The 13,914-nt window shown below is 41.1% G+C and carries 11 protein-coding genes; 1 reads left to right on the forward strand and 10 read right to left on the reverse strand.

What is annotated here, in order from left to right; all coding sequences use genetic code 11:
• Positions 1-247 precede the first annotated feature (247 nt).
• From NST57_RS09745 to NST57_RS09765, 5 genes are all read right to left on the reverse strand, one after another.
• The gene (locus tag NST57_RS09745; RefSeq protein ID WP_341298464.1) at positions 248-1,174 is read right to left on the reverse strand and encodes an alpha/beta hydrolase; all 927 of its coding nucleotides are present in this window, start codon (positions 1,172-1,174) and stop codon (positions 248-250) included.
• Positions 1,175-1,200: 26 nt separating this feature from the next.
• Positions 1,201-1,602, reverse strand: a complete 402-nt coding sequence (locus tag NST57_RS09750) for a MerR family transcriptional regulator (protein ID WP_081114679.1) — start codon at positions 1,600-1,602, stop codon at positions 1,201-1,203.
• A 241-nt stretch (positions 1,603-1,843) separates the two neighbouring features.
• Entirely contained in the window at positions 1,844-3,319 is a 1,476-nt protein-coding gene (locus NST57_RS09755) for a glycoside hydrolase family 1 protein (RefSeq protein WP_341298465.1), read from the reverse strand.
• 14 nt (positions 3,320-3,333) lie between these two features.
• Entirely contained in the window at positions 3,334-5,226 is a 1,893-nt protein-coding gene (locus tag NST57_RS09760; RefSeq protein ID WP_341298466.1) for a beta-glucoside-specific PTS transporter subunit IIABC, read from the reverse strand.
• A gap of 118 nt (positions 5,227-5,344) precedes the next feature.
• Entirely contained in the window at positions 5,345-6,187 is an 843-nt protein-coding gene (locus NST57_RS09765) for a PRD domain-containing protein (RefSeq protein WP_144680422.1), read from the reverse strand.
• 373 nt (positions 6,188-6,560) lie between these two features.
• On the opposite strand from NST57_RS09765, the gene NST57_RS09770 reads away from it, so the two are divergent.
• Positions 6,561-6,869, forward strand: a complete 309-nt coding sequence (locus NST57_RS09770; protein ID WP_007499277.1) for a DUF4870 domain-containing protein — start codon at positions 6,561-6,563, stop codon at positions 6,867-6,869.
• Positions 6,870-6,923: 54 nt separating this feature from the next.
• Here the strand turns inward: NST57_RS09770 and NST57_RS09775 are convergent, their stop codons facing one another.
• From NST57_RS09775 to NST57_RS09795, 5 genes are all read right to left on the reverse strand, one after another.
• A complete protein-coding gene (locus tag NST57_RS09775) occupies positions 6,924-8,327 on the reverse strand; it encodes a sensor histidine kinase (protein ID WP_341298467.1) in 1,404 nt (467 codons plus the stop codon).
• A gap of 2 nt (positions 8,328-8,329) precedes the next feature.
• Entirely contained in the window at positions 8,330-9,037 is a 708-nt protein-coding gene (locus NST57_RS09780; RefSeq protein ID WP_142155200.1) for a response regulator, read from the reverse strand.
• Between the two features lie 131 nt (positions 9,038-9,168).
• Entirely contained in the window at positions 9,169-10,437 is a 1,269-nt protein-coding gene (locus tag NST57_RS09785) for a glucuronoxylanase (protein WP_341298468.1), read from the reverse strand.
• Between the two features lie 41 nt (positions 10,438-10,478).
• The gene (locus NST57_RS09790) at positions 10,479-12,023 is read right to left on the reverse strand and encodes a glycoside hydrolase family 43 protein (protein ID WP_019744146.1); all 1,545 of its coding nucleotides are present in this window, start codon (positions 12,021-12,023) and stop codon (positions 10,479-10,481) included.
• Positions 12,024-12,246: 223 nt separating this feature from the next.
• Positions 12,247-13,707 carry a CoA-acylating methylmalonate-semialdehyde dehydrogenase gene (locus tag NST57_RS09795; protein ID WP_341298469.1) on the reverse strand — a complete coding sequence of 487 codons (1,461 nt, stop codon included), beginning with the start codon at positions 13,705-13,707 and terminating at the stop codon, positions 12,247-12,249.
• Between the last annotated feature and the right edge of the window lie 207 nt (positions 13,708-13,914).

The following is a 13,914-nucleotide window of genomic DNA, read 5'->3' on the forward strand; positions in this document are numbered from 1 at the left end:
TATTATACCAAACATGAGGTGATGAACTGAATAGGGAAAAAACAGCCTATGATTGTACATATCATCATCTTCTTATCCTTTATAGCTTCACTCTCCTTTACTAACCAGCCAAAAGACCGTTTGATCTGTAGTGAATTGCCATTCTGAATGTATTTCATATTCAATTGAAAAAGGCTGCTTTCAAGTAAGCAGCCTTTTCGCCTATTTACATCAGAACATGTACCCTTTCTAGGTGTGAACTGAATCCCTAACGATTGATCACTTGAATGATTTTCTTCAGAGCATCTGCCGCTTCTGGAATTGGCATGACAACAAACACATGCAGCATTTCAGGATAAACAAAGGTTTTGATGTCTATTCCTTGTTCTGATAGGTTTTCATCGAGCTTTATGGCATCTGGATATAACATATCATGTGTTCCGATAAAATGAGTGATCTTCCCGAGCCCTTTAAAGTCACCGTAAATGGGACTGATCAATGGGTCTATGAGACTTTGATCAGCTGCCCACATTTTTGCAATGACTTCCATTCCTTCATGACCTAGAATCGGGTCCTTCTTTGCATATTCAAACATGAGAGGATTGCTTAAGCTCATGTCAACACATGCAGATAATAAAATAATATCCTTCGGCTGCGGCAGATCCTCCTTCTTCAAAAGGTGCGCCAGACCAAGTGAGATGTTTCCACCAGCTGAATCTCCCATGATCGTCAGTTGATTGGCACTTTCAGCAGTTTTCAGAAGGTCTTTATATAGGTTAAGAATTTTCGGATACGTATCTTGGTTGCTATAATGAGGCACTTTTGGATAAATAGGAGCGACTACTTTCGCACCTAGTGATTGCGCCATTTTATCCATGAACCACCAATGGACATTCAAAGGCTGATTTGTCCACGCGCCACCATGTAGATAGAGAATGACTTTTTGATTTTTTGATGCTTGTTCATTCAATGTGAAAACTTGCATGCCTTCGAATGTCTGCTCTTGTACCTCACTGATTAACTTCACATCATCCCCAATGGCATAAGGCTGCGTATTTTCAATTCCTTTTTGCTCAAGAAATTTTTTTGTCTGTTCGATACTAGAAAAGCTCTCTTTATTACTTTGCGAAGCGAATAATGCTTCAAATTGAATACTTTCTTCAGAACGTTCTCCATTAAAAATGTGTACACTCATTTTTTTCTCTCCTTCACCTAATAGGTTTATTGATCATCCTGCTTTGGAACACGAAATGATTCCAGGTAGACTTGTACTTTTTTTTCAGGGGTTTTTAATAAGTTAGATAAAAGGTCTTGAATGAGACGAAGGCTTTTAATTTTCTTTTCAATTTCTTCATGTTTAAGATGGACAATTTGTCTTAGGGTATCAAGGTCTATGTCTTGACTGAGCATGTCCATAATTTCAGCTATTTCCTTTAATGAATAACCGAGCGTTTTCGCATCTTTGATCAATTGAATTTTCACAACATAGTCGTCTGTATAGAGTCTGTAACCGTTTGAACGTCGTCTTGGAGCAGGTAATATGTTGTGCTCTTCATAGTAACGAATTGCGGCAGGACTCACTCCTGTTTTTTTGGCAAGTTCTCCTCTAGTCATCAACTCCATCGTTACTCCTTTTTTATTATTTTGTTTTACTATATGTACATTATAAAGGTTGAACTATACTTCAAGGTCAAGGTGAAACATTTTTCGGCCAACTTTTGTTATCAGATTAGTGGAGCGAAGAGATCCCGAGTGCTTGCTATGACATGATGTGGGTTACTTTTCGGTAAGGTAAACAAATAAAACACCATCGCACCTGGCCAATTAAGGCGGATGCAATGGTGTCATCATCATTCCATCTGGATTATGATAAATCTTCCCCATTTGTTGCAATCACTTTTTTGTACCAGTAGAAGGAATCTTTTTTGTAACGATTTAATGTCCCATTCCCTCTGTCGTCTTGATCTACATAGATCAAACCATAGCGTTTACTCATTTGAGATGTTCCGCAGCTAATTAAGTCAATACAACCCCATGGTGTATACCCCATTAAGTCGACACCTTCTTTGACTGCTTCTTTCATCTGTTCAATATGTTGTTTTAAATAATCAATTCGATAATCGTCGTGAATTTCTCCGTCTGGTGTCAATGTATCTCTTGCGCCAAGTCCGTTTTCACAAACAAATAAAGGTTTTTGGTATCTGTCATACAGTTTAATTAATGAAATGCGCAGACCCATTGGATCAATTGGCCAATCCCATTGTGATAACTCCAAATGCTCATTTTTAATTGGACTATCAAATGTACCCGCTAGCTCGGCTGCATCTTCTCGGGCTTCTGCTACGTGGGACATATAGTAGCTGATCGCCACAAAATCAACGATGCCCTCTTTCAAAATTTGCTCATCCTGCTCTTCGATATCAAGTTTGATGTCGTTGTCAGCAAAATATTTCACCATGTATGTTGGATATTCACCTCTAGCTTGAACATCCGGATAGAACATATTCAATTGGTTCGATTTTACCGCTTGCAGCTGGTCCTCTGGTTTCGTTGTTTTTGCATAGGCTTCAATTTGGTTAATCATACAGCCAATTTGTGCATGTGGAATGATTTCTTTTGCAGCCTTCACTGTGAGAGCGCTGGCGATAAATTGGTGATGTGATGCTTGATACGCAGCCTGTAATTTATGGTCTACTAGGTCCTCTAAAATTCCAGCACCGGTGTAAAGGCTGTTGAGGTTCATATTCATTTCATTGAATGTAATCCAATACTTCACTTTATTTTTATATCTTTCTAAAATGGCGCGGGCATATTTTTCAAACAACGGGACAAGCTCTCTACTCATCCAGCCATTATATTTCTCTGTTAAAGTAATCGGCATTTCATAGTGAGACATTGTGACTAGCGGTTCAATTCCATATTTCGCACACTCATCAAATACGTTATCGTAAAAAGCCAATCCTTCTTCGTTCGGCTTGTCTTCTAAACCAGTTGGAAAGATTCTTGCCCATGAAATAGACAAGCGAAACACTTTAAAGCCCATCTCTGCAAATAGTGCAATATCCTCTTCATATCGATGGTAAAAATCGATTCCGCGTCTTTTCGGGAAATCAAATTCATCGGGTTGTTCCTTGTATCTTGTTAATTCAGCTGAACTCACATCGAAAGTAAAGTTGTTCACTTTTCCTTTTTCATAAGGATCTTTATATGCAGCAAAGTCTGATGTCGACAGGCCCTTGCCACCTTCTAAGTATGCGCCCTCTATTTGATTGGCAGCAGTTGCGCCACCCCATAGAAAATTATCTGAAAATCCTTTTTTTAATTCTTTCATTTCAATCATCCCTTCTCTTTATATTAGTGAATAAGCATTAAGAGCTTATTTTGACCTGCGGTGACATGAGCGTCACCTGTATGAATCACATCAAGGTATTGCGTTGAATTTGTGACGACAATAGGTGTCACTACATCTAAATGGTTTGATTGAATTCCTTCTATATCAAACGATAATAAATGATCACCGGTCTTCATCTCATCGCCCTCTTTTACCAGTACATCAAAGAATTGGCCATTTAGGCTGACGGTATCAATCCCCACGTGGATCAATAATTCAATCCCATCATCTGAAACGAGTCCGATGGCATGTTTAGTAGGTGTAACAGTCACTACTTTTCCTGAGAACGGTGCTTGTACCACCCCCTTATCAGGCAAAATTGCGACTCCCTTCCCCATCATTTCACTTGAGAACACGGAATCATTCACTTCAGATAAAGGAATGACCTTTCCACTCATAGGTGCTTGAACTTCATAAGGACTTGTTTGCTTAGACATTTGTTGATTCTCTGTACTCTCAGTGTGATTTGGCTTTTCTGCTGCTTGCTCGGTAGCGGCCGTGACAGACTCCTGAAATCCAAGGAGAATGGTGATGAGAAGTGACACGATGAAGCTAAGGGCGATTCCAATCAGAGCCAGCTGAAAATTATTTGTCCCTTTCATAATGTAAGTTGGCAGTGAAGTAATGCCTGGGATCGAAAAGGCTGTCGTTTTAACTGAAAATAAACCGTAAAAACATCCACCGACTGCGCCGCCAATTAATGAAGCATAAAAAGGTTTTTTTAGTCTAAGTGTGACTCCATAAATGGCTGGTTCTGTGATCCCGAAGAAACTAGGAAGCAATGTTGAAAGCGCTAAAGACCTTGTTTCTACCCGCTTGGTGCGGATGATGACACCTAACACAGCGCCTGCTTGTGACATATTCGCAATGAAATTCATCGGAAGCAGCATGATATCGTAACCCACTTTTTCAAAGCTGGCTAACGTGCTTGGGAAGAATGCGTAATGCATTCCAGTTAACACAATGAGTGGCATCAAACCTCCCATTAATAAACCGGCAATCGGACCAGCGAAATTGAACAAAGACGTGAAAAAGATTTCTAAATATTGCCCAGAAACGTTCCCAATAGGAGCGATAAAAGCCAGTGTAAGAGGAGCCGTGATCATCAGGCTCAGTACCGGTGTAAATACGATACTTAAGGATTTTGGGATCGCTTTTGTTATCCACTTATCGACAAAACTTAGTAATAGCACACCTAAAATAATTGGTAATACAGAAGATGTGTAATTATTTAGTGGAATACTTAACCCTAAAAAACTTAACGGGTCTGCTCCTTTTGCTGCACCTTCGATCATCGTTGGATATAGTAAAATCCCTGCTAATGCGAGCGCAAGAGATTCTCGCGTTTTAAATTTCTTCGCTGCCGAATAAGCAATGAGGAAAGGTAAAAAGTAAAAGACAGCATTTGAAAAAATTTGAAGTACTTGATAGGTAGAACTTGTCTCCGTCAGCCAGCCTAAGCTAACGAACAGTGCCATGATCCCTTTGATCAATCCACTACCAACAATCGCTGGCAAAATAGGTGTGAAAATCCCGCTGATCACATCGAATACGACTTCAATTGGGTTCATCTTTGACGTGTTTTTAACAGGAGCAGAATCATTGCTACTATGACCGGCCAGATGATCGATTTCCTCATAAACCTCTGCTACCTTTGCTCCAATAATGACTTGGAACTGTCCACTTTGGAATTGAGCACCTAAAACACCATCTAATGTTTTCAGCTCATCTACTTTTACCTGACTTTCATCGTTGAGATTAAATCTTAGCCGTGTGATACAATGCCAACTTTGAGATATATTTTCGGTTCCACCGATTAATTTCACAATTTTTCCAGCCAATTCTTTGTTTTCCATGCTTTCACCCCTTCATTTTCACAAAAAAAACCTAAACAAAATCCACCATAGAAAAGATCATTCTTTCTCATGGAGATTTGTTTAGGTTAATGCTTTTTCATAACACGCCTAAAAGAAATCATTTATTTTTTTGGTGTTCCTTTGTGATTCTCTCAATATGGATGACTAAAAAAACAAGTTCGTCTTCTGTCACATTCCAATTGAATTCTCGTTTTAACATTTCTTTGATGATCAATCCGCAGGCATAACTCTTCATATAACGATCCTGTATTAATTCTTTTAACGAGTCATCCATCTGCTGCGGTGGTTGATTGGTTTCCTGCCTGACAATAAAATATCTCAAGTGGGTAATAAACCTCGAATAATTAATGGATGATTTATCCAATATCATCTCGAAAATATTTTGAATGATTTTGACGATTTCTTTCGTGAGGTGAGTCATCTTAATGGTGTCTCCCATAGACTGACCATCTATTTGAGCGTTTACAAAATGCAGGGCAATGAGTGAAGCTTCAGTATCTTCAAAAGAAATGCCCATCATCTTTTGAATAATTGTCAGTGCTTTTTTCCCGACTTGATATTCTTGAAAATAGAGATGTGGAATTTCCCACACAATGGGGTTTTCATACGCCATTTTTTCTTCGTGCCTTTGAATAGCGAAGGTGAGATGATCGGATAGCGAAAAGAGCACGCTGGAACCTAACTTCTTATTCAACATCTCTTCGCCTACGCGAATGATTTTTTCAGTTAATAAAAGGATATCAGTTGGGATAGCGGCAAGTTGAGATTCTAATGGAGACGTCTGATCAGAATAAAATGTCTTACTGACAGCGCTCTCATCTAGTGTATCACCTTTCTTCTTTTTAAAACCTATTCCTGTTCCAAACACAACGACTTCATTTTGAGCCTCTGTTAGAGCTAATACGATATTATTATTTAAAACTTTAACGACGGTGAACATCCTCATCCCACCTTACCTAAAATGCTAAAAAAAGCATAAAAAAACACCAAAATCTCAGCAAACAACGTACAAATGTACAAACTGTTTACCTGACTTGGTGGTGCCTGATCATATCAGTAACACTCCTGCATCGGTTACGACTTTATTTTAAATAGAGGGATGACCAAAGTCAACTATTTTTTCTGAAAAAATAGATTGAAATACCCAGAATCATTTTATCTTTCCTTGTCATTTTACAGTTTAACATATTTAAGGTTGCTGTAAGGTTCGGATTAATACAAGTTAAGGTTGAGGTTGTACAATGGGTTTGTAAGGAATTGAGGGATGAGTCAAATGGTCCCCTCTTCTAAATCAATCATAGAGGTGAAAAGCTTTGAGAGAAAATAAAATTTTGTCTTCATTATGTTACTTCAGTATCTTTTTTGCACCGTTTCTATTTCCGATTATCGTTTATTTCTTAGGAAAAGACGAAGTGAAATACCATGCAAAAAAATCACTATGGACACATATTATTCCTTATTTGATTTTCGGTCTTGGTATTGCCGGTTCAGGTTTACTTGGCATGAACGATATCAGTCATGCTGGTCCGTTCTTAATTGCAACTTATGCTGTGACATTCCTTGTGGCGATCTACTTCTTCATTTGGAACATTGTGAAAGGCATAAAAGTGTTTTCAGAATAAGAGTTAGAAAAAACGGTTCTGTGATTGAGCAGAACCGTTTTTTTGTATGTCCGTTTAAGCGGGTAATTGGATATCAATCGTTGTTCCTTCTCCTATCATACTTTGTATTGTAATATCTCCCCCGTGTTTTTGGATGATATCTTTTGCAATCGCCATTCCAAGACCTGAGCCTGCATGTGTCCCTCCAGTATTCGTCCCTCTATAGTAGCGGTCAAACACTTTTTCTAGCTCTGCCTCTTCAATTCCTTTGCCGTTGTCTTGAATGGTGATGTGGGTATGTTCTTTTTGTTCAAGCTGTACAATGATTTTCACATCAGCATTATTGTGAACAAGGGCATTTAAAATGAGATTGGTGACCGCTCTTCGTATGAAGATCGTATCAATATTCAGCATCAGCTTGTCTACATTCGTTTGCAGCTCAATGGTCTGATCTGCATATCTCGAATCGTTGAGGATATCAATTAACGTTTCACGCAGCAATGGCACAATGTTCACAAGCTCTTTATGCAGCATCACGTCGTTATTTTTCAGCCTTGTTGTTAAATTGAGATCCTCCATCACATCTTTGATGTAAAGTGATTTATTCTCTATGATGCTGGCATAATGTCTAATGTCTTGATTTGAAAGAGGATAATTTGGATCTTTCATGATTTCTGCATAGCCTTGAATAGAGGATAATGGTGTTTTAATATCATGAGAAATATGGCTGATCCACTCTTCTCGCATTTGCTCTAATTTGTCTTTTTCTTTTTGGCTTGAAGCGAGCTGTTCTGATAAGTGATTGACATTATAGAATACATCTTTATAGATTCCCTTCGTTGGCAGCTTCGTCGTATAATCTCCGTTTGCGAGTCGCTGGATGCCGTAAATGGCACGGCCGAGCGGTTTGATGAGCTGCCGGCTGAATAAGTATCCAATGAATAAGGCAATGATGGCATCAATCGATAATAAAATCATCGTCCCGATATTGAATTGCGATATTAATTCTTTCGTATCAAAAGAAAATAAATATTTTCCGATGGAAGGGTCCTTAAATCCGATAAAGTAGCTGTATTCCTTGCCCTTTCCGTTTTTCCCCCCAGCATAAATAGTCGACATCAATTGCTTATCTTTATATTTATGTAAGTTCACGATTTCTATAGGTGTGTATTTGCTCTTTAAGCCTTTAGGTGCTAGTGCATGATAGACGTCTTGTCCATTTTCGTCTAATATTTGAATCCACGCATTTTGTTGTTTTAAGGCTTGCTGTCCTTCTTTACTCACAGTGATATTTTGATCAGACAAGGTGATGTATTGTTCAAATGTTCTTGTGAAGGTTTCCGGCGTATTTTCTTCGTTTTGCTGACTGCTTGCTTGTAGTACAAGCCATATCATGAATCCAAATAAGTTAATAAAGACCGTGATAATGGTCACGATAATGACAGAGACCATGTATCTGCCTGTTAATCGCCATTTCATCTTTATGCATCCTTTACAACAAATTTATAGCCAAGCCCTTTGACCGTCACGAGAAATTCTGGTGTAGATGGGGAATGTTCTATTTTTTCCCGAAGTCTTCGTATATGGACCATTACCGTATTATCAGAACCGAAGAAATCCTCTCCCCAAACCGTTTGATAAAGCGTTTCTTTACTGATCACGCGATTCGGATGCTGCAAGAAATAAGTCATTAACATAAGTTCTTTCGGAGTGAGCTCAATCGCCGCTCCGTTTTTCGTCAGTTCGGCTTGCTGCTCGTTTAACTCAAATGGGCCTTTTTTGATCACGGGCTCCTCTTGAGAAGGCTGTAAGTATGATGACCGTCTTAGCTGGGCTTTTACCCGGTAGGCGACTTCTTTTGGACTGAACGGTTTTGTAATGTAATCATCGCCGCCAATGGCAAGTCCTACAATTTTGTCTGATTCCTCTCCCTTTGCTGATAAAAAGATAATCGGAACATGCGAGACATCTCTGATTTGTTTGCAAATATCGTAGCCTTCACCGTCTGGCAGCATAATATCCAGTATGATGAGATCTGGTTGTTCTTGATGAAATAGCGAAAGCCCATCACGGGCAGTTGAAGCTGTTAACACCTGGTCAATGCCTTCTCTTGTTAATACGGTATGGATTAATTCCAATATTTCTTTTTCGTCATCTATAATCAATACTTTGCTTTGAACCTTTGGCATGATGATCACTCTCCTGAAGTCATTGTTATTATTATACCCAAAGTGTTGACGTCGTGAAAAATCAACTTACTATTTACACAGAAAAAAGCCAATTTTCTTTTTGAATGAGAAAATTGGCTTTTCGTGTTTCTCTAGCGTTTGACCACAAATGTTGTCACACTTTGAGCCGGAAGATGAGCCCAAAATTGATTGCCCGAAATCGTGATATCTGTACCAGGCTGAAGGTTGCTGCTGCCGCTCGTCACCCATCTAGACGCCTGAGAAACAGAGCCATTTTGCACGACGAAGTGTTGATTGACCCCTGCATTGTTTTTATTAATCGCCACAATGACGACCTGATTGTTTCCTTTATAGGCTGAGACGAAAACATTCGATTCAGGGCTTTTCGTTGCATCAATTCTGACGTACCCTGGACGCACAAATTTGGAGAAATGCGCCATGTTGTATCCACGTTTGCTAATCATTCCATCTTCCTTCATAGGACCGTATGATCTCCTAATGTACCACCACACATACGCCTGAAAGTCCCCTTCCACCATTGAATGGTGAATATGCTCTGATACCCCTAATGCCTCAGGCCAGCGGTCCGCTGAATTGTTATCACTATTCGGATAGTAGACCTCTGTCATCCATAGCTCTTTCCCTGCCCCTTTTTGTTTGAAAAGAGGGTACGGAAGCTGGCTGATTTGGGTTCCGTATAGATGAGCGCCGAGAATGTCCATATTTCTAAGCGCCTGCGGATCGTTTAAGATAGGATCTGAGATATTCTTCAGGTATTGAAAGGATTCTGGTGCAATCACACGTGCATTAATGGAGCCAGCATTTTCTCTCATGAATCGCAGGATTTCCTGAGGCGTCCACCATGTCCATTCATGTGCATAATCAGGCTCGTTTTGAACAGAAATGGCATAAAGATTGACTCCGTTGTTTTTCATGTAGGTGACAAAATCATTCAGATGCTGAGCATATGCTGCGTATTGATTGTATTTAAGCCGTTTGGCAGGTGATCCATTCCGGTTGAATGTTTCAACCATACTGCTTGGAGGATTCCAAGGGGAAGCAATGACTAAAGCACCATGCTCGATCGCTCGTTTGGCCGTCGCGACTTCTCTGCTCCAATTGTTTCTGTTTTCGTCTACATATATTCTAAGAATGGAAAACCCTAACTGATTTTGTCCATTGCCAAAGGCGGTTTCCCTTTGTGGTGCTGTCAAATCACCAATCCAAGCTGGGTGGTTCATTCCGCCAAAACCACGAATCACTTGTCTTTCTGCGTTGAGGTTAATGTTTGCGTCACTGGCTGCTGATACCTCAGCTGCTCCGGGTCCAATGAACATGACAGATAGCATGGTGAAACACACCAATAAAGCAAGCATTGGTTTTTTTATACATGACATCAAATTTCCCACTCCTCTATCAAACATTTAAGCACCTTTATTCGCTACCTTTGAGTAAACTGCCAAGAATCAAATTGGAATAGATTTCCCCCGCCTGTTCCGGTAAAGACAAAAAATACGTTGTGCACTCCGGATGCGCCGTTAATCGATGTTTCTATTTCCCGCCAGTTTTGTGTTCCACCGGTGGAAGGAACATCAAGTGTACCGACCAGTCTGCCGTTCGCGCTGCCAAGGCGTACTTCTATTTTCCCGCCTACTGTCGATGCGACATTGGCTTTAAATGTTCTAGCACCATTTGAACCAAAGTCTACATTCCCTAAAGCCACCCAATCGCCGTTTTGAATGTTGGTGACATGCTGGTTATTCACTGGTCCTCCTGGTGCTGACGAGGCTTCTGTCAAAATGCGTCCATTCCAAGCGAATGTTTCAGCTTCAACACGTTGATATGGATTCAGATTAGATAGCTGTTTCACTCCTTCATAATTGGCTGCTACTTCTCGAAGGGAGCCATCTGCATTATGCACAAGCTTATTAATATGTGGAGAGCGGTAACCCTTGCCGGCCCCGTATAAAGCAGAGCTAACGGTTTGCGTATGATACACCACATACCACTCATTTTTAAAATTGAACACCGCATGATGGTTGTTACCGCCGCCACCAAAAAAAGCACCCGGATTTTTCAGAAAGTGTCCTTTATACGTGAAGGGTCCCATCGGACTTGAGCTCGTCATATAGCCGATTTCACCAGGTGGTTTATCAGCAGGATGAGAGCCGCCAAAATTGATGCAATAGGAATAGTAATAGGTTCCGTTATACTTATGCATCCCCGAATCTTCAAACATAAAAGGAGCATCAATGGTGGATGCGCTACTGGCCACACTTGTCATATCAGCACCTAGCTTCAGGACTCTTGCTGTTTTAGGATTTGCCCATTGTCCCTGCGTTGGATTGGAACCGCCTGGAACGCCTCCGCCGGCATATAGATAGCCAGTGCCGTCATCATCTACAAATACGGCCGGATCAAAAAGCCATACAACTCCGGACATGCCAGGTGTACTTGGCGTAACGAGCGCTTTTCCAATTGGATCAGTCCATGGGCCAATCGGGCTGTCTGCTGTAAGGACACCTATCCCTCCGCCGCTATTAGCGAAATAAAGGAAAAATTTATCCTTTCCATTGATCTTCTTTACAGCAGCGGCTGGAGCCCAAGAAGCGCCTGCCCATTTGGCAATGCCTCTGCCGCCATTTGCCCCATTTGCCCCCGCTACTGGAATCGCTCCGTGATCGGTCCAGTTGACCATATCCGCCGAAGAGATGACGAATACTCTATTCAGATTCGCAAATGAATTGTCCTTAATCGTTCCGTTGCTTTGATATTCATAGTCATCACTCGACATATAAAGGTACACTCTTCCGTTATAGGTAAGCGCAAACGGGTCTGCTCCTAAGTGATGGTCAATGAGCGGGTTTGCATTTCCTACTTGCTTGGCAATAGGAGTGCTTGCCGCATTCGCTTCATATACCGGCAAACAACTCAGTACCAAAGTGAAAATCAATAAACAAACGCTGCACTTCATCCTCGTCCTCATCGTGTCATTTCCTCCTGTTTTCATCTTCCTGATATTGGGGTTTAGGCCCAATTTCAAATTATGTTGATGTTTCGTGATGAAGAATGAATACAAAGAATGATTTCTCCCTGTGAATCCCTGTAAAGAGTGCGATGAAAACCCTTACTTTTTAACTAGAAGACAACAAAAAAATGCAGTCTCCATGACGGAGCTGCATTCTTCCTCAATGTTCAATAAATGTAGGCTACATATAACGAGCGGTCACCATTTTCTTTCTCGTGTAAAACTCTACTCCATCTGTCCCATTGGCGTGCAAGTCTCCGTAGAAGGAGTCTTTCCAGCCGGAAAATGGGAAGAAAGCCATTGGAGCAGGAACACCAATGTTAATGCCTAACATGCCGGCTTCGATGTTTTCGCGAAATTCTCTGATGCTTGAAGCGCTGTCTGTGTATAGGCAGGCACCGTTTGCGAATTTTGATTGATTGGACAGGTCGATTGCTTCTGCGAGTGATGAGACACGGACAATGGATAAGACTGGGGCAAAAATCTCGTCCTGCCAAATTTTCATTTGATTTGTGACATGATCAAAGATCGTTGGTCCGACGAAATACCCTTCCCCACTTGTTTCATTATCTTGTCTGCCGTCACGAATCAGGCTTGCGCCTTCTTCAATTCCTGATTGGATATATTGAAGAGTTCGTTCTTTATGTTCCTTCCGAATAACTGGTCCGAGAAAGACATCTTCATTTATTCCGTTTCCGATGACAAGCTGGTTGGATTCATCGACCAATTGTTGAATCAAGTCGTCCGCCACGTCTTCTTCCACTGCGACGACTGCTGCTGCCATGCAGCGTTCACCTGCTGATCCAAAAGCAGCGCCAATGATTTGTTTTGTTGCTGATTCTAAATCAGCATCTTTCAAGACGATGGAGTGATTTTTTGCACCGGCAAGTGCTTGTACACGTTTACCATGTGCTGTCCCTTTTTTATAGACGTATTCTGCGACTGGCTGAGAGCCGACAAACGAAATGGCTTTTACCTTTTCATGTTCAAGCAGACCGTTTACTACATCGTGAGCGCCATTGACAATGTTGAGCACACCTTTTGGAAGTCCTGCTTCTTCAAATAGTTCTGCTAACCGTGCAGCAAGGATTGGCGTCCGTTCTGAAGGCTTTAAAACAAATGTATTTCCGCAAGCGATGGCAAGCGGGAACATCCAGCATGGGACCATCATCGGAAAGTTAAAAGGGGTAATGCCGCCGATGACGCCAATTGGGTAGCGGTACATGCCAGACTCTAGACCAGTCGCAATATCAGGCAGTTGTTTCCCCATCATTAAGGTTGGTGCACCAGCGGCAAATTCCACACATTCAATTCCTCGCTGCACCTCTCCTTTTGCTTCTGTTACACTTTTTCCGTTTTCCAGCGTGACGAGTTCAGCTAACTCATCCCATTTCTCAACGAGTAACTGTTGGTATTTAAATAAAATACGTGCCCGCCGGGGAACAGCTGTTTTAGACCAAGTGGTGAACGCTTCCTGTGCTGCTTGGACTGCATGTTCTACATCCGTTTTTGTTGAAAGCGGTACTTCTGCGATGACTTCGCCAGTAGCTGGATTATAAACAGCTTCCGTTTGATTCGTTTCGGCGTCCACCCATTGTCCGCCAATATAATTTTTCAACGTTTGTACATCTGTTTTGGTCATGTTCCCTCTCTCCTCTTTGTTTGGATTGTGATGCAATCGTGTGTTTATTTATCGTCATTGTCTCATCTGAGGGGTCTTCATCTGTATACACTCTATGTCAAATGAAACCACAGTTTTGCTTTACGTTCTGATAAAACATGTGAAATCTATCGCTTTCAGCTCTTTCGGTTCCGCTGATCTGTCCCCCTTTTAGGTCGTTTTGTCTGT

This window comes from Bacillus sp. FSL M8-0077, from assembly GCF_038050255.1.
GTDB lineage: Bacteria > Bacillota > Bacilli > Bacillales > Bacillaceae > Bacillus > Bacillus altitudinis.